The sequence below is a fragment of the Terasakiella sp. genome, from assembly GCF_048267425.1.
Classification (GTDB): Bacteria; Pseudomonadota; Alphaproteobacteria; order Rhodospirillales; family Terasakiellaceae; genus Terasakiella.
On record NZ_JBLWXN010000004.1, the window covers coordinates 277,964 to 295,742 of the forward strand.

Here is a 17,779-nt window from a genome sequence, read left to right on the forward strand (position 1 = left end):
TTAAAATAGGCCTATCAGCTTCTTTTTTCAATGGCTTGCAGCGCACAAATGCGTGCTTTTTTATCTGTCGCTAGGATATCGTCAATATGTGCGATTTCTTGGTGCTCAAAGCGCGATAAAACATCTTCGACAACAGCGGTGATATCACAGAAACCAATTTTTTCTTTGAGGAAGGCGCCGACAGACTCTTCGTTTGCGGCATTGAGGACCGCCGGTGCAGATTTCCCAAATTTTAAGGCCTCACGTGCAAGACGCAATGCCGGGAAACGCACAGGATCTGGTTCTTCAAAATTCAATTGTGCAATTTCTGCTAAATTCAATTTTGCGGATGGTGCGATCATTCGTTCCGGCCAAGCCAAAGCATAAGCAATTGGTGTCCGCATATCTGGTGTCCCCATTTGTGCAAGAACCGATCCATCAATATAGGAAACCATAGAATGTACGACAGATTGAGGGTGAACCAGAATGTCTATTTGAGATTCGCTTACAGGAAAAAGATGGTAAGCTTCAATAAGCTCTAACCCCTTGTTCATCATACTGGCTGAATCAACAGAAATTTTTGCACCCATTGACCAGTTCGGGTGGGCGACCGCTTCTTTTGGGCTTACTTTACACATCTCTTCGATGCTGAATATGCGAAAGGGGCCGCCTGATGCGGTTAGGATGATTTTGTCGACGGCTTTGGCATTTTCACGGTCTAAAACTTGAAAAATGGCGTTATGTTCTGAATCAACCGGGAGTAAGGTGGCCTTGTGGGTTGCAACGGCTTGCATCATCAGTTCACCAGCGCAAACAAGGCTTTCTTTGTTCGCCAGACCAATAGTGGCCCCGCGTTCAATTGCTTTTAAGGTGGGGGCCAATCCGGCCGAACCAACGATTGACGCCATGACCCATTCGGCATCGCGAAGAGCGGCTTCGATGATTGCGTTTTCCCCTGCCCCGACTTCTATATCCGTGCCGGCCAGTGCGTCTTTGAGAGCCTGATAGTTTGCTTCATTTGCAACTGCGACAAATTCGGGATTAAGTTCTCGCGCCTGTTCCGCCAATAATTGGATATTGCTGTTTCCGGTTAAGGCGACAGTTCTGAATTTATTTGGGTTGCGACGGATTAAGTCAATGGTGCTTGTACCGATTGACCCCGTGGAACCAAGAATGGAAACGGATTTTTTTAAAACCATGATAAAATATGTCCGTTACTCATCAAGACGATGGCTGCAAAGGCTGCACCGGCAGTCAGCATGCCATCCATCCGGTCCAGGACACCGCCATGTCCGGGGATGATATTGCTGGAATCTTTGACGTTAAATGTTCTTTTTACATGTGATTCAAACAAGTCGCCAATTTGTGCAATAATGGCAAGGAGTGCACTGAACGCCCCGACCAAAAACGGCTGATTCCAGTCAAATATATGGGACATGACAATGCCCATGATACAAGCGCATAACATCCCGCCAAGAAGACCTGCCCATGTTTTTTTAGGGCTAATGCGGGGGGCCATTTTGGGGCCGCCGATTGTCAGACCAAAACCATAGCCACCTGTGTCTGTTGCCACAACGACAAGAACCAGCCAGTAGACAAATTCAACACCGTTTTCCAGATTATTTCGTAGGAAAATAAAGGCACAGATAGGGAGTGCCAAATAAAGTACGCCCACAGAAAATAAAACGCGTCCGTTTTCGCGTTGCGCCAAAGCAAAGAGTAAGGCACAGATGACCGGAGCAATTAAAATGGCTTCTTGCAACGCCAAGCCACTGATTGGCAAAAAGGGGATTAGCCCGACAAACAGGAGCAGTAAGATCCCGCCGCTCCGTAGTTTACCTTGACAGAGGCGAGACCATTCCCAAGCCATTAAAACACCTAAAATGGCGATGAAAATATTGAAAAAGGGCTCGCCGAGTTGGATTGAAGCCAGCGCCGGAAGAGCAAGGGCAATCGCCGAAATAACACGTTGAAGCAAGTTTTTGGGGAGCGATTTAGCCACTGATCATTCCGTATCGTCTGTCACGTTTTGACAATTCACCCAAGGCTTCTTTCAAATGCGTTTTATTGAAATCAGGCCAGAGAACATCGGTAAAAAAGAATTCCGTATATGCAAGTTGCCAGAGTAAAAAATTGCTGACACGTTGCTCACCACTTGTGCGAATAAGCAAATCGGGTTCCGGTAAATCAGGGGCATAGAGCTCATTTGCCAATTGATCTTCGTCGATTTGATCAATGTCGAGCGTGCCATCCTTGATTTTTTGGGCAATACATTTCGTTACATGCACGATTTCAGCGCGAGCCCCATAACTTAAGGCAATTGTTAAAACGAGCTGTTTGTTATTTTGCGTCAGATTTTCCGCTTCTTCAATCGAATGCACAATATCATCTGAAAGGGTGTCACGTTCCCCAATAAAACGAATACGAACCCCTTCTTTATGTAGGCGTTTGACTTCATTTTTCAGATAATAGCGCAACAATCCCATGAGGGCGTCGACTTCTTCCTTTGGACGTTGCCAGTTTTCTGAGGAAAACCCAAAGAGTGTTAAGTGAGTGACGCCTAATTCAACAGAGGATTCAATAACACGACGCACCGCGTCGGCCCCCTTTTTATGACCGGCGGTCCGTGGCAGCATACGCTTCTTGGCCCAGCGTCCGTTGCCATCCATAATAATGGCAACGTGTACTGGGGTTATATCTGTTTGGAGGTTTAGAGAAACTTGGCTCATGCGATTTATACTTGCATGATCTCTTCTTCTTTATGCGCCAAAGTTTCATCAACTTTCTTAATGGCGGCATCAGTTTCATCCTGAATTTCTTTTCCGAAATCACGGTGTTGATCTTCAGTAATGGCGTTGTCTTTTTCCAATTTTTTCAGTTCGTCATTGCCGTTGCGGCGAATGTTACGAATGGCAATACGGGTATCTTCGGCATATTTACCAGCCACCTTGACCAACTCTTTACGACGTTCTTCGTTGAGCGGCGGGATCGGAATGCGAACTAATGTGCCGTCTGCTTGCGGGTTGAGGCCGAGGCCTGCATCGCGAATGGCCTTTTCAACCATTTTAACATTGGTTTTATCCCAAACCTGTATGGAAAGCATACGGGCTTCCGGCACACTGACAGTCCCAACCTGATTGATCGGCATTTTGGCGCCGTAGACATCAACCATGATTGGATCAAGCAAGCTTGTCGATGCCCGCCCTGTGCGCAGACCGGCGAATTCGTTGTGAAGTACTTCGATTGCCTTGTCCATTTTGGCGTGAAGATCTTTTTTAATGGCTTTGAAATCAACGTCAGACACGTGTCTTCCCCTCTGTTAATCTTTGATAACCGTAAAGAGCCCTTGCGCATTGACAACATTCGCAAAGGATCCGGGTTTATGCATGGAAAATACAACGATCGGCAGGTTGTTTTCACGCGCGAGCGTAATGGCGGCTGCGTCCATAACCTTCAGATCTTTTGTCAAAACTTCTTTGTAGTTTAATTGGTCATAGCGTTGGGCATTGGGATCTTTTTTCGGATCAGCACTATAAACGCCGTCAACTTGTGTTCCTTTTAGGATGGCATCGCAGTTCATTTCGACAGCGCGCAAGGCGGCTGCTGTATCGGTTGTAAAGAACGGATTGCCTGTACCGGCGGCAAAAATAACGATGCGGCCTTTTTCCATATGGCGAATGGCGCGGCGGCGGATGTAAGGTTCGCAAACGCTTTGCATTGGAATAGCGGATTGAACGCGTGTTTGCACACCTTGGCGTTCCAGCGCGCTTTGCATGGCCAAGGCATTCATCACGGTTGCCAGCATCCCCATATGGTCTGCACTGGTACGATCAATACCCGCAGCTGCATCTGAAATGCCACGAAAGATATTGCCGCCTCCGATAACGAGACAAATTTGAGTGCCGAGCTTGTGGACTTTGACAACTTCGCTGGCAATTTGATCAACATATTCGGTATCTAGACCGAATTGTTTTTTCCCCATGAGGCCTTCACCGGAAAGCTTCAAGAGAACACGTTTAAAAACGGGGGTATCCGACATTATTATTCGTCCATATGAACCATATTTGAATGGAGAGCTAGACATACCCTGCTCAGCTTCAATAATCAACGCCTGTTTGTCTTTGTCATTAAAAAAAACAAGGACGGCTTGGTAATGTCCAAACCGTCCTTATTTTAAACTAAAAGCAAAAGTTTGCTTGAATTAGTTACCGGCAGCAGCGGCAACTTCAGCAGCAAAGTCTTCTTCTTTTTTCTCTAGACCAGCGCCCAGTTCGAAGCGAACATAGCCAGTCAGCTTGATCTCTGAACCGATTTCTTTGGCGAGGTTTTCAACTGTTTTGCCAACAGAGTTGTCAGGGTCGATAACGAAAGCCTGCTCGATGAGGCAGTTTTCTTCGTAGAATTTACGCATCCGACCTTCAACCATTTTGATGGCGATTTCTTCCGGCTTGCCAGCTTCTTTCGCTTGTTCGATCAAAACGGTACGTTCACGTTCGATTTCAGAAGCGTCAACAGAATCACGATCCAAAGAGATCGGGTTGGTTGCTGCAACGTGCATGGCGATTTGTTTGCCCAGTGCATTCAGCTTATCTTTGTCGCCTTCGGATTCGAGAGCAACCAGAACGCCGATTTTACCGAGACCTTCGCTTGCCGCGTTGTGCATGTAAGAAGCAACAACACCATTGGATACTGTGAGTTTTTCCATACGGCGCAGGTTCATGTTTTCGCCGATTGTGCCAACCAGTTCTTTAAGTGCATCTTCACAGGACTTGTCAGAACCCGGGAAGTTTGCCGCTTTCAAGGCATCGAAATCGGCAGCTTCAAGAGCAACACCAGCAACGCCTTTAACGAAAGACTGGAATTGATCGTTTTTGGCAACGAAATCAGTTTCGGAGTTTACTTCAACAACGGCAGCGCTGTTGTCGCTAGAAGCAACGGCAACCAAGCCATCAGCCGCGATGCGACCCGCTTTTTTAGCCGCAGATGCGAGACCTTTTTGACGCAACCAGTCTTGTGCAGCCTGAATGTCGCCATCCGTTTCGTTCAATGCTTTTTTGCAATCCATCATGCCTGCGCCGGAAGTTTCGCGCAGTTCCTTTACGAGCGCAGCAGTAATCTGTGCCATAGGGAAATCCTCTTGTTCAGTAGAGCTAAAATTCAAATGCTTTTACACGTCTTATATGTCAAAGCGATGACAGCGGGAGAAGTCATTCTTCCGCTGTCACAGTGCGATTAAGCTTCGGCAGCAACAGCCGCTTCTTTAGAAGCTTCAGCTTCCGGCAGATTTTCCACCGGTGCTTCTGCTTGTGCACCAACGTCGATGCCAGCAGCTGACATTTGGCTCTGGATACCGTCAAGAACGGAACCGGCAAACAGATCGCAGTACAGTTTCAAGGCGCGGATTGAATCATCGTTGCCCGGTACCGGGTGCGTGATGTTCAACGGGCTGCTGTTGGAGTCAAGAACCGCAATAACAGGAATGCCAAGGTTTTTGGCTTCGTTGATTGCAATGGCTTCTTTTTGAGTGTCAAACACAACCATGACGTCGGGCAGGCCGCCCATTTCTTTAATACCACCAAGGGTACGCTCAAGTTTCTCACACTCACGTGTCAGGTTGAGCTGCTCTTTCTTGGTCAGGCCTTGCATGCCACTTTCAAGCTGTGCTTCCAGTGTTTTCAGGCGTTTGATAGAACCAGAAACTGTTTTCCAGTTTGTCAGCATGCCGCCGAGCCAACGGTGGTTTACGTAGTACTGACCACATTTTTTAGCAGATTCTGCAACAATGTCAGACGCTTGACGTTTTGTACCTACAAACAGAACGCGACCACCACTGGCAACTTTATCACGAACCTGAACCATAGCTTGGTGCAGAAGCGGAACAGTTTGACCGAGGTCGATGATGTGAATGCCGTTACGTGCCCCGAAGAGATATTGATCCATCTTGGGGTTCCAGCGACGTGTGTTGTGGCCGAAGTGAACACCAGCTTCCAAGAGCTGGCGCATGGTAAAGGTTGGCAGTGCCATTATTTCATTTCCTTTTCCGGTTGATCCTCCGTGGAATGGTAGAGCTCGAAAATCGAACACCGGATCGAAGGTATGGGATGTCTCCCCACACTTCCGTGAATTCCACGTGTGAAGTTAAGGCGCGCTTGATATGCCTTTTTTAAAGCAAAAGCAAGACTTTTTTAGTTTTTAGGAGTAATTCCACCGCATTCGTTCAATAAACGATAGGTTTCCATCAGATGACGGACATCGTTACCGGCGCGGTGGGGCCGCAAAGCTATATTTTCCCACGCTTGTAATCCCAGTGTATCAATGATGTTATCAAAACGTTTTTGAACATGTTCTGTTGAATTACCTTGAAGTTTCTGGCTTTCATCGATTTTAAGATCAAACAGATCTATAACTGAACCAAGTTTAAATGTCGGATTTAGGTCCACTTCTTCATACAAGCGGGCGAGCCAAAAGCCATCAAACTGCGGTGCATCACTGTAAAGAACCTGTCCAGCAAGGCTATCATTCATTCTTAAGGCAATGGTTTTGGGTGAGGTTCCGAGTTGCGATAAAATGTCGCGGCTGATCCGATGGGCGTCTACCTCGGCGTCTTTATCCCAATAAGTCCATGATTTGATCGTATCCGGGTTGATCAGGTGGCTTTCCACAGTCCCGCCCGCACCGTTCCAGGCAACCTCGATCGGATATGAATCTTCGCCAAATCCACTTGCTTCAAAATCGATGAAATGAGGGTAAAAAAGGCCTGACATGATTAAATTTCCTGTACTTCTGCAATTCCGGGAATGGCTTTGACAGCCTGCAATAACCCCGGTGTGATCCGGTATCCCTGATTTAAATGTATTTCAGCTTCTGTGGTTGCATCAATTCGGGCCATGATGACAACGTTGCCCCGTCCCTTTCCTTCGCGTTCTAACAGTTCTTTGGTCAAGGGAACGGCTGTTTGATCTTCAATGAATATTTTTAATCCCGCTGTTGCTTTGGCTGCCTTGACGTCAAGCAATTCGATTGTGTTTGCGATAAAACGAAGGCTTTCTTCTTCAAACTGTGCGGAAGCCATAATAAAAACCGATTGTCCCGGTTCAAGGTAGTCACGGCTGACGGACAAAGCTTCGCTGAAAACAGCAATTTCAAAAGCGGCAGATGAATCGGAAAGTTGCACGAAAGCAAAACGATTGCCTTTTTGTGATATTTTCTCGCGCTTGCTAATTACGGTTCCCGCAATTTTGACAGGACCGGAAATGCCGTTTTGAAAAATATCAACGTAGGACTTAACGCCAATGCGTTTCAGGGTCGTTTTATAAGCGTCCAGAGGGTGCGCTGACAAATAAAAGCCAATGGCCGAGGCTTCTTCGCGCAGTCGGTCCATAAGGGGCCAGTCGGGCACATTGGGCAGTTGTGCGGCTTTTTTCATTGCATTGTCATCGGCGCCGAAAAATCCCATTTGGTCTGAATTTCGTTCTGATGCGGCAAGGTTTGAATGTTTGATCAAGGTTTCAATGCCGTCAAAGACCTGCCTGCGATTACTGTTGATACTATCAAAAGCGCCGCCCCGGACAAGGTTTTCCAAAATCCGTTTATTCATCCCTTTGCTATCGACCCGGTTGGCCAGATCAAACGGGTCTTTAAATGGACCATTGGCTTTGCGCTCGGCAACAAGGGCCGCCATCGCGGCATCCCCCACATTGCGCACGGCAGATAAGGCGTAACGCACGGCTTTGATCGTGCCGCCGATTTCTTCGTTGGGATTTGGTATTTCTTCAACACTGAAAATGACATTGGATTTATTAATGTCGGGTTGAAGTAACGGAATTTTCATTCGGTCAAGTTCTTGGCGGAAAAGGTTAAGTTTGTCGGTGTTGTTTAGATCCAACGACATAATACCCGCCATAAATTCTGCCGGGAAATTGGCTTTTAAATAGGCGGTTTGATAAGCAACGTAGGCATAGGCAGCCGCGTGAGATTTGTTGAAACCGTATGAGGCGAATTTCGCCATGATATCAAAAATTTCACTGGCTTTTTTATCGGGTACGCCACGTTCAACGGAACCGTCAACAAACAATTTCCGTTGTTTTTCCATCTCCTCGGCGATTTTTTTACCCATCGCGCGACGCAGCAAATCCGCTTCACCCAGACTGTATCCGGCCATGACCTGCGCGATCTGCATAACCTGTTCCTGATAGATCATAATCCCGTAGGTTTCTTTCAGGATCGGTTCGATCGTGGGATACAGGTAATCGGGCTTTTCCTGACCGTGTTTACGTTTAATGTAGCTGGGGATGTTATCCATCGGCCCTGGTCGGTACAGGGCCACAACCGCGATCAGGTCTTCAAGTCGGTTGGGTTTCATGGAACGCAGGACGCCTCGCATGCCTTCGGATTCAAGCTGGAAGACGCCGCCGCCTTCGCCGCGTCCCAGCATTTCGTATGTTCGTTGATCATCCAGTGGAATTTTTGAAATATCCAGTGGGACGTCCCGTTTTTCATTGATGAACTTCAGCGCCGTTGCGATAACGGTTAGTGTTTTCAAGCCCAAAAAGTCAAATTTGACAAGGCCGGCTTGTTCAACGAATTTCATGTTGAACTGGGTGACGGGCATATCTGATTTGGGGTCGCGATAAAGCGGAACCAGTTTATCCAGCGGTCTGTCCCCGATCACCACGCCGGCGGCGTGGGTCGAGGCATGACGAAACAGGCCTTCCAGTTGTTTTGCGATACCAACCATTCGGGCAACCGTTTCGTCTTCTTCGACTTCTTGACGAAATTCGCGAATTTGTTCCAATGCTTCACTGACGCTCAGGGCTTTACCCGGATCGTTGGGAACGTATTTACAAATTCGATCGACCTGACCAAAGGGCATTTGCAGGACGCGCCCCGTATCGCGCAACACCGCACGGGCTTGTAGCTTACCAAAGGTAATAATCTGGGCGACATGGTCGTAGCCATATTTGTCCTGAACGTATTTTATAACCTCTTCACGGCGGTCTTGACAGAAATCGATATCAAAGTCAGGCATGGACACGCGTTCGGGGTTGAGAAAACGTTCGAACAGCAAGGCATATTTCAACGGATCCAAGTCGGTAATGGTCAGGGCATAGGCCACCAGTGACCCCGCCCCGGACCCCCTGCCCGGTCCAACGGGAATATCGTGTTCTTTTGCCCATTGGATGAAGTCGGCAACGATCAGGAAGTAACCGGGAAAACCCATTTGATTGATAATGCCAAGCTCGTAATCCAGACGTTCCCAGTACGGTTTGGCGATTGTATCGCGTTCTTCCGGGGGCATGCCTTCTTCAAAAACACCTTCTTGAAGGCGTAATTTTAGGCCGTCTTCAGCCATTTTACGCAGTTCGTCTTCTTCGTTTCGTCCTTCCCCACAGTCAAAAGGTGGCAGGATCGGGTCAATGTTTTCAACCTTGACGGCGCACCGTTTGGCAATAACGAGGGTGTTATCACAGGCTTCGGGGATGTCTGCGAAAAGTTCGCGCATTTCTGCAGCGGATTTTAGATAATGTTCAGGGGTGAGTTTGCGTCGATCTGTTTGATCGACATAGCTGCCTGCTGCGATGCATATCAGTGCATCATGGGCCGCATACATCTTGCGGTCCGGGAAAAAGGCTTCATTCGTCGCGACGAGCGGAATATCTAATTTATAGGCAAGATCAATAAAATCATCTTCAATTTGGTCTTGTTCCGGCAGATTGTGACGTTGAAGCTCAACATAAACTCTACCTTTTAAGGTGTTGTTTATTTTATATAATAATGATTCAGCCTTTTCTTTTTTGCCATCTAGAAGAAGTTGCCCGATCGGACCCAAGTGCCCACCGGTGAGAAGGATCAAGCCCTCATGGAAATCCAGCACATCATCCAGAGGAACTTGTGGATCGTGGCCTTCAGGTGAGGTCAAAAAGGCACGGCTGACCAGATGCATCAGATTGCGATAGCCTTGGTCGTTCTGGGCAATCAAGACAATAGGTTCCGGTGCCGCCGGTCCAACTGTGCGCCCTTTTAATCCGCTGGACTGCTCATCTTTGTCTTGCGGTGTCAACGAGAGCTGACATCCGATAATGGGCTGGATTCCCGCCCCGGACATGGTTTGGGAGAATTCCAACCCGCCAAACATATTGTTTGAGTCCGTCATCGCGATTGCAGGCATACGTTCAGATTCAACCCACTTGGGAATCTCTTTGATACGAATTGCGCCTTCTGATAGAGAGTAAGCGGTATGAATGCGCAAGTGGACGAAATCTGCGTGGGACATGACTATAAAAACTTGTGAAGAGAGAAACTTTATGCTCAGACTCCTTATCCTAAACATGTTTTTCGCACAGGCCAATAGTTTGTTTTTATGAATTTGCCTTAAAAGGTAACTGTAAGTTTATGAATTTATGGAAAAAAATCACTTTTCCAAGGCAGCCTATCAGAAGCGTTTTATTCTTCGCTTTCGGTGGTTTGATTCTGTTTGCTGTTGCGCATGTTTTATATCTCGGCTTGAATTTCACGACAAAACTGACAAAAGATTACAATCATCTTTTGATCGAAACGGCGCTCAACAGGCTAACCGATGAGGTTGAAAACCTGTTATTCCCTGTTGAAAATCAGGCCAGATGGATAAGTGATCAAGTCAAGATCGGGAATCTGGATATTGAAAACCATGCTCAGGTACAAACGTTTTTCAGAGGCGTTATCAGTGCAACCCCAAATGTGACGGGCGTGGGGATTCAATATCCTGACGGTGTTGCCCGATACCTGCTGCGTGACGAAAATATTTGGCGTGAAGACCTTGAAGCAACGCCGGAGGAAACCGTTAAGCTTTTTCAGTTGATGGATAAGGTTAAAACAAATGTTTGGGGTCGTTTTTTCTGGTATGAAGAACGCAAACAAACGGTGGTGAATATGCGCGCCCCTCTTTATCAAAATGGGGAACTGAAAGGCGTTTTATTTATTGGTGTGACGGTTGCAGACCTATCAAAGACCATTCTGACGACGTCTACAGACGAGTTTCTGACCCCTTTTATTTTGTATGGTACAAAACATTTATTGGCCCATCCGTTATTAACGCATGGCAGTACGGTGTCTGATGAAATTGGGCGCGGTACCGATTGGCTGGAGGGCAAAAGTGAAGTCCCCCTGCCCCGCTTGGTTGATTTTCAGGACATCAAGCTTAATCGCCTGATTGCAGGACCGGTTATCAAGGCGGGATTGATCACACCGATCCAGGATGTTGAAGTAAACCGGGCACGCATTGAGGATGATCTCTATATCGTTGCAACGCGCAAACTGGAACGTTTTGGGGAAACACCCTGGATTACCGGGGTTTACATCAATACCGAAAAGTCGGATCGAAATGCGGGAACACAGTTGTTTGAAATGGCTGGGGCCGGTTTTCTTATCCTTGTGATTTCGATTGTTCTATCGCTGAAGGTCGGTAAAAAACTGGCGCGTCCCATTATTCGATTGGCAGATACGGCGAAAAAGGTCCGTTCTGGGAAGTTTGAAGATATAGAACCGTTACCCCGCAGCCGTTTGCGCGAACTGGACCAAGCGGCTTTGGCGTTTAACGAAATGGTCGAAGGGATGCGTGAACGCGATATAATCCGCGAAGTTTTTGGTCGTTACGTTCCTGAATCAGTTGCGGCGTCCTTAATGCAGGAAAGCGGAGAGCTGAAACCGATTTCGACACAGGCCACCATCCTGTTTTCTGATTTGGAAGGCTTCACCCAATTAACCGAAGAAGTCGGGCCGGAACGTATTGTGGCGATCCTGAATGAATATTTCTCACAAGTGGTTGAGATTCTGGAACGTTATGGCGGTGTTGTAACGCAGTTTCAAGGCGATGCCGTGCTCGCAACCTTTAATGTCCCGATTAAAGCACCGGATCATGCGGAATGTGCGTTACGCGCAGCTTTGGAAATCTGCAATACATTAGACACAAAAACATTTGATGGTATTTATTTAAAAAGCCGAATTGGATTGAACACTGGAACTGTGGTGGCCGGGGCCGTTGGTGCGCAAGGTCGCCTGAATTATACGGTTCATGGTGACGCTGTAAATCTAGCCTCGCGAATTGAAAACCTGAACAAGGAGTTTGGGACAAATATCCTTATTTCTGAAGCCACTGCCCAGAATGTGAAAAACATTGAACTGCGCACGATTGGGACAACCACAGTGCGTGGTCTAAATGGCCGGGTTCGTCTTTATGTTCCAAAAACGTAACTTGTTCTTTGTCGTTGAATACATTAAGACATATGTAATGATAAAAACAGGGGGCGCGAAATAGATTTATGAATCCCGGATTAAAAAGATTTTTAGGTTTATTTGTGGGGGCTTTGCGCGATTTGGCACCCATTATTCTGGTTATTGCCTTTTTCCAAATTGTTGTTCTACAGCAACCTTTTCCCAACTTGGATAAAGTTATTCCGGGTTTGTTATTTGTTGTTTTGGGGTTGGCCCTTTTTATTCAGGGATTGGAGATGGGATTGTTCCCCCTTGGGGAGTCAATGGCCAATGCCTTTGCCCGTAAAGGCAGCTTAATCGCGCTGTTGGCCTTTGCTTTCTGTTTAGGTTTTGGGACGACTGTCGCTGAACCGGCCTTGATCGCTGTCGCGGCAGAAGCCGCCGAGATTGCGGCCAAAGGGGGACAAATACCGTTAACGACAGACGCACAGGCCACATATGCTTTTGAGCTGCGCATGGTCGTGGCCCTGTCTGTGGGCTGTGCTATTATTCTGGGTGTTTATCGTATCTTAAAAGGCTGGCCTATTCAGTATTTCATTATTGGCGGTTATATTCTCGTTATTGTGATTACAAATTTTGCCCCACCGGAAATTGTCGGCATTGCTTATGATAGTGGCGGGGTGACAACCTCGACTGTGACGGTGCCCTTGGTGACAGCACTTGGTGTTGGACTGGCTTCCACCATTAAGGGGCGTAATCCCATGATTGATGGGTTTGGCTTGATTGCTTTCGCCAGCCTAACTCCCATGATCTTTGTCCTTTTGTTCGGGATGGTCATGTGATGTTGGATTGGATTATAAATATTGCTCATGCCGCTATATCGACCGGTCGTGATGTATTGCCGATCCTTGTGATTCTGCTGGGATTTCAGTTTCTGGTCATTCGTAAAAAAGTGCCGAATTTCAAGAAAATCGTTATTGGTTTTGTTTATGTGCTGCTTGGTTTGACTTTGTTCCTTGTCGGATTGGAACAAGCGTTGTTCCCATTGGGGGAAACGATGGCGACCCAATTATCCGATCCTGATTTTTTGGGGGCAAAAGGCAAGCCTGAGACTTTGCAATGGCATGATTATTACTGGGTTTATATTTTTGCCGCAGCCATTGGTTTTTCGACAACCGTTGCGGAACCGTCGTTAATTGCCGTTGCGATTAAGGCGGAAGAGATTTCAGGGGGCAGTATCAGCGCGTGGGGGTTACGTGCCGCTGTTGCAATCGGGGTTGCGATTGGGGTTTCGCTCGGGGCCTATCGTATCGTGTCGGGGACTCCCCTGCCCATCTATATTATGGTTGGATATATAATCGTCATCATCCAGACATTTTTTGCTGCCAAAACAATTATTCCTCTGGCTTATGACAGTGGGGGGGTAACCACTTCGACTGTGACAGTCCCCGTGGTTGCCGCCCTTGGTCTTGGGTTGGCTTCGACTGTACCGGGGCGAAGTCCGTTGCTGGATGGTTTTGGTTTAATTGCGTTTGCGAGTGTTTTTCCAATTATGTCCGTTTTGGCCTATGCATTGATTGCCGAGAAAATGGCAAAACGTGTGAAGGCCAAAAAGGTCGCGTCTTCATCAGGGAGTGGAGCATGAATTTAAAACTTATTGTTGCGATGGTGGCCGATGAGATCACAAATACTGTGATCGATGCGGCCCGTGAAGCGGGGGCGACAGGTGCCACAACCATCAGTTCTGTGCGCGGCGAAGGCCTGACACCGGAAAAAGGATTTATGGGATTGGAGCTAACCGCCCAGCGTGATGTTATCCTGTTTTTAGTGGCCGGAACACAAGCGCGTAAAATTCTGGAAGCCATTTGTTCTGCCGGTAAATTTGATGAGGAACCGGGAACAGGACTGGCTTTTCAAATTGATCTTGAAGATGCGGTCGGCTTGACGACCCAATTGCCTAAAATCATGGAAGAAATTGCAGGTGAAGTATGACTGAGAAACCTTATGTCAGCGTAAGCGATATTATGACCCCGAATGTCAAAACAATCGGGCGCGTTGCAACAATTGCCGAAGCCATTGATATCATCAGGGATGAAGGGGTTAGCTCCCTGATTGTAGAACGCCATGATGAAAGTGACGAATTCGGCATGTTGACCATTCGCGATATTGCCCGTGAAGTTGTGGCAACGGACCGTCCCGCGGCACGCACCAGTGTCTATGAAATTATGACCAAACCGGTTTTAACCGTCGCATCGGAAATGAATATCAAATACGCGGTGCGTTTGTTGGTTCGATATGCGGTGTCGCGTGCGGTTGTTGTTGATCACGAACGTAATCCGATCGGGATTATCACGTTGCGCGATATGGTTCTGGGCTATAAAGAAGATTTATAGGTCGATCACTTATAGACCTGAATAGAGAAAGGCGGTTTTTCTTGAAAGCCGCCTTTTTGTTTGTCTGCAATCTATTGTGTGACGAGATTGCCATTTTCCAGTTTTACAATCCGGTCCATGCGTTGCGCCAAGGTCGGGTTATGTGTCGCAATCAGTGCGGCGAGGCCTTCTTTACGGACTTCATCCAGCAACAGGTTAAATACATGGTCAGATGTCGCCGGATCAAGGTTTCCCGTCGGTTCATCTGCTAATAAAAGCTTCGGCTTGTTGGCAAGGGCACGTGCAATCGCGATACGTTGTTGTTCCCCACCCGATAGTTCAGCAGGACGGTGTTGCCCTCTTTTAGCCAAGGAAACAGCTTCCAGCAGCTCTTGTGCGCGGATCTGCGCTTCTTTCTTCGTTTTGCCATTGATCATTTGGGGAATGACAATGTTTTCCTGAGCTGAAAATTCGGGCAGCAGGTGATGGTATTGATAAACAAAGCCTAAATGATTGCGGCGAAGTCGGGTTTTTTCACGGTCACTTAGTTTCGTGGTTTCCACACCATCGATTAAAATTTCGCCACTGTCCGGGCGTTCTAGCAAGCCTGCAGTTTGCAGTAAGGTGGATTTCCCTGCCCCGCTTGGACCAACCAATGCCACAATTTCACCGGGATGGATCGTAAGACTGGCTTCTTTCAGGATATCCAGCCGATCATGGCCTTGCGAGAAACTGCGATTAAGGTTTTGGAGTTCAAGAACAGCCTTATTCATAACGCAATGCCTCCACCGGGTCGAGACGGGCGGCCCGCCACGACGGATAAAGGGTTGCCAGGAAAGACAGGCCCAATCCCATTGCAACAACCAGACTGACTTCGCCATAGTCAACAATTGCGGGCAATTTGGATAGGAAATAGATTTCGGCAGCAAACAAGTCATTACCGCTTAGGGTTTCAATCCAACGCCGGATTGTTTCGATGTTTTCTGCAAAGGCGAGGCCCAAAATAAAGCCAAGGATCGTGCCAAAGACACCGACGCTTGCCCCGGCAATCAGGAAAATACGCATAATGCTGCTCCGGCTTGCCCCCATTGTGCGCAGGATGGCGATATCTTTGCCTTTATCTTTAACCAACATAATCAGACCGGAAATAATATTGAAAGCCGCAACGATAATAATCAGGGTCAGGATCATAAACATAACGTTGCGTTCAACCTGCAACGCGTTGAAGAAGCTGGAGTTTGTACGTTTCCAATCAATTGGATTGACACCGAAACGACCCAGTTCTGTCATAATATTATAGGTGACCTGATCCGTACTGTCGGCATTGGGGGCCATGACCTCAAGGTAATTAATACCTTTCATACGGAAATAATTTTGCGCGGCGCTCAATGGCATGAAGATGAAACTACTGTCATATTCATACATGCCGACATCGAAGGTTGCTGCAATTGTAAAACTACGCATCCGCGGCACGGTCCCAAAGGCAGTTATATTGCCTTTGGGGGAAATCAGGGTGATTTTGTCACCGACCCATAATCCTAATTTTTGGGCTAACCTCGCCCCGACAATAACGCCCTGATCCTGATTGAACAGATCCATTGATCCCGCCTTGAGGCTGTCAAACAGGAGCTTGCGTTTTTTGAAATCTTCGCCCGTTACCCCGCGAACCATTGCACCACTGGATGCGCCCTGCCCGGTTGCCATGACTTGCCCTTCGATCGTAGGCGTTACGCTGACGACACCATCGATTTGAGAAAGTCGATCACTGAGTGACGTGTAATCCGTTAAGTCACGTGTCTGTCCATAGACATTGATATGACCGTTGATGCCGAGGATACGGCTCAGTAATTCTTCGCGAAATCCGTTCATAACGGACATGACGATAATCAGGGTTGCAACCCCCAAGGCAATACCCAACAGGGAAAACCATGCGATGACGGAAACGAAACCTTCGCGTCGCCGCGCTCTGAGATAGCGCGCCGCCATCATCCATTCAAATGCTTTGAACATACGGTTTTCCCTGTGTGTATTTTATCGGCTGTCGTGATATGTGCTTAGGCAGAAAATTTCGCAACCAGTTGATCAATTGCGATTTCTTCTTTTTCGCCGGTTTTGCGGTTTTTAACTTCCGCAACACCGTTTTTCAAACCACGTGGACCGATGACAACCTGCCACGGCAAACCGATCAAATCCATATTGTTGAACTTGGCACCGGCCCGTTCGTTTGTATCATCAAGCAAAGTTTCCACACCGGCTGCATTTAAGTCTGCATACAGTTTGGCACATGTTTCATCGCAATCGGCATCACCGGATTTCAGGTTGATCAGACCAACGCTGAAGGGAGCAACGCTTTCGGGCCAGATAATACCGCCGTCATCATGGCTGGCTTCGATAATCGCCCCGATCAGGCGGGAAACCCCAATGCCGTAAGACCCCATTTGCAAGTCGATTTCATTGCCGTCTTTATCGGTAACGGTGGCACCCATCGGTTTGGAATATTTGGTCCCGAAGTGGAAAATATGACCGACTTCGATCCCGCGTGCGGCCAACAGTTTGTCGCCAAGTTCAGCTTCGGCGCTTTCTTCGTGTTTTTCATCGGTTGCGGCGTACAGGGACGTCCATTTGTCAACAATCGGCTGCAAATCGCCAGTGTAATCGACATCTTCGCCCGGAATGTCAAATTCCAGAACATCTTTATGAACGAAAACGCCGGACTCACCTGTTTCAGCCAAAACAAGGAATTCGTGGGACAAGTCACCACCGATCGGGCCTGTATCTGCACGCATGGGAATAGCCTTGATCCCAAGGCGATCAAACGTACGCAGGTAAGCGACGAACATTTTATTATAGGCGCGTTTGGAGGATTCATAATCCATATCGAAAGAATATGAGTCTTTCATCAAAAACTCGCGACCCCGCATAATCCCAAAGCGCGGGCGAACCTCGTCGCGGAACTTCCACTGAATATGGTAAAGCATTTTGGGCATGTCTTTGTAACTTTGACATTCCATCTTTACGATATCGGTGATTTGTTCTTCGTTTGTCGGCCCATACAACATATCGCGGTCATGGCGATCTTTAATGCGGAGCATTTCTTTGCCGTAATCGTCATAACGGCCACTGCGTTGCCAAAGCTCAGCCGGTTGAATGGTCGGCATCAGGACTTCCTGACAACCAGCACGATCCTGTTCTTCACGAACGATCTGTTCGATTTTGCGCAAGACGCGCAACCCCATCGG

General features: G+C 47.6%; 17 protein-coding genes. 5 read left to right on the forward strand and 12 right to left on the reverse strand.

Annotated elements, in window-relative coordinates; translation table 11 throughout:
* Positions 1-14 precede the first annotated feature (14 nt).
* The 9 genes from ACN0VA_RS09180 to dnaE all read right to left on the reverse strand — a co-directional run bounded on the left by ACN0VA_RS09180 (position 15) and on the right by dnaE (position 10,252).
* Entirely contained in the window at positions 15-1,178 is a 1,164-nt protein-coding gene (locus tag ACN0VA_RS09180; RefSeq protein WP_417820849.1) for a 1-deoxy-D-xylulose-5-phosphate reductoisomerase, read from the reverse strand.
* Positions 1,169-1,981, reverse strand: coding sequence for a phosphatidate cytidylyltransferase (locus ACN0VA_RS09185; RefSeq protein ID WP_417820850.1), 813 nt, complete (start codon positions 1,979-1,981; stop codon positions 1,169-1,171). Before ACN0VA_RS09185 ends, ACN0VA_RS09180 begins: the two co-directional genes overlap by 10 nt.
* Entirely contained in the window at positions 1,974-2,708 is a 735-nt protein-coding gene (locus tag ACN0VA_RS09190; RefSeq protein WP_417820851.1) for an isoprenyl transferase, read from the reverse strand. The genes ACN0VA_RS09185 and ACN0VA_RS09190 overlap by 8 nt, the downstream gene beginning before the upstream one ends.
* 5 nt (positions 2,709-2,713) lie before the next feature.
* Positions 2,714-3,283 (reverse strand): ribosome recycling factor, encoded by a 570-nt coding sequence (frr, locus tag ACN0VA_RS09195; protein WP_417820852.1) that lies wholly within the window; start codon positions 3,281-3,283, stop codon positions 2,714-2,716.
* 15 nt (positions 3,284-3,298) lie between these two features.
* Positions 3,299-4,018 (reverse strand): UMP kinase, encoded by a 720-nt coding sequence (gene pyrH / locus ACN0VA_RS09200; protein ID WP_417820853.1) that lies wholly within the window; start codon positions 4,016-4,018, stop codon positions 3,299-3,301.
* A 162-nt stretch (positions 4,019-4,180) separates the two neighbouring features.
* Entirely contained in the window at positions 4,181-5,104 is a 924-nt protein-coding gene (gene tsf, locus ACN0VA_RS09205; RefSeq protein WP_417820854.1) for a translation elongation factor Ts, read from the reverse strand.
* Between the two features lie 107 nt (positions 5,105-5,211).
* On the reverse strand, positions 5,212-6,003 hold the full coding sequence (rpsB, locus tag ACN0VA_RS09210) for a 30S ribosomal protein S2 (RefSeq protein WP_417820855.1): 792 nt from the start codon (positions 6,001-6,003) through the stop codon (positions 5,212-5,214).
* 161 nt (positions 6,004-6,164) lie between these two features.
* Positions 6,165-6,743: a hypothetical protein gene (locus ACN0VA_RS09215; RefSeq protein WP_417820856.1), complete on the reverse strand. Its 579-nt coding sequence runs from the start codon at positions 6,741-6,743 to the stop codon at positions 6,165-6,167.
* 2 nt (positions 6,744-6,745) lie between these two features.
* Entirely contained in the window at positions 6,746-10,252 is a 3,507-nt protein-coding gene (dnaE, locus tag ACN0VA_RS09220) for a DNA polymerase III subunit alpha (protein ID WP_417820857.1), read from the reverse strand.
* 119 nt (positions 10,253-10,371) lie between these two features.
* On the opposite strand from dnaE, the gene ACN0VA_RS09225 reads away from it, so the two are divergent.
* The 5 genes from ACN0VA_RS09225 (at position 10,372) to ACN0VA_RS09245 (ending at position 14,561) form a co-directional block, all read left to right on the forward strand.
* On the forward strand, positions 10,372-12,207 hold the full coding sequence (locus ACN0VA_RS09225) for an adenylate/guanylate cyclase domain-containing protein (RefSeq protein ID WP_417820858.1): 1,836 nt from the start codon (positions 10,372-10,374) through the stop codon (positions 12,205-12,207).
* A gap of 68 nt (positions 12,208-12,275) precedes the next feature.
* Positions 12,276-13,010, forward strand: a complete 735-nt coding sequence (locus tag ACN0VA_RS09230) for a DUF1538 family protein (RefSeq protein ID WP_417820859.1) — start codon at positions 12,276-12,278, stop codon at positions 13,008-13,010.
* On the forward strand, positions 13,010-13,813 hold the full coding sequence (locus tag ACN0VA_RS09235; RefSeq protein ID WP_417820860.1) for a DUF1538 domain-containing protein: 804 nt from the start codon (positions 13,010-13,012) through the stop codon (positions 13,811-13,813). The genes ACN0VA_RS09230 and ACN0VA_RS09235 overlap by 1 nt, the downstream gene beginning before the upstream one ends.
* Positions 13,810-14,160, forward strand: a complete 351-nt coding sequence (locus ACN0VA_RS09240) for a P-II family nitrogen regulator (RefSeq protein ID WP_417820861.1) — start codon at positions 13,810-13,812, stop codon at positions 14,158-14,160. Before ACN0VA_RS09235 ends, ACN0VA_RS09240 begins: the two co-directional genes overlap by 4 nt.
* Positions 14,157-14,561 (forward strand): CBS domain-containing protein, encoded by a 405-nt coding sequence (locus ACN0VA_RS09245; RefSeq protein ID WP_417820862.1) that lies wholly within the window; start codon positions 14,157-14,159, stop codon positions 14,559-14,561. The genes ACN0VA_RS09240 and ACN0VA_RS09245 overlap by 4 nt, the downstream gene beginning before the upstream one ends.
* A 71-nt stretch (positions 14,562-14,632) precedes the next feature.
* Here the strand turns inward: ACN0VA_RS09245 and ACN0VA_RS09250 are convergent, their stop codons facing one another.
* The 3 genes from ACN0VA_RS09250 to proS form a co-directional block, all read right to left on the reverse strand.
* On the reverse strand, positions 14,633-15,313 hold the full coding sequence (locus ACN0VA_RS09250; protein WP_417820863.1) for an ABC transporter ATP-binding protein: 681 nt from the start codon (positions 15,311-15,313) through the stop codon (positions 14,633-14,635).
* The gene (locus ACN0VA_RS09255; RefSeq protein ID WP_417820864.1) at positions 15,306-16,550 is read right to left on the reverse strand and encodes a lipoprotein-releasing ABC transporter permease subunit; all 1,245 of its coding nucleotides are present in this window, start codon (positions 16,548-16,550) and stop codon (positions 15,306-15,308) included. Before ACN0VA_RS09255 ends, ACN0VA_RS09250 begins: the two co-directional genes overlap by 8 nt.
* Positions 16,551-16,594: 44 nt before the next feature.
* On the reverse strand, positions 16,595-17,779 hold a 1,185-nt coding region (gene proS, locus ACN0VA_RS09260; RefSeq protein ID WP_417820865.1), incomplete at its 5' end, for a proline--tRNA ligase.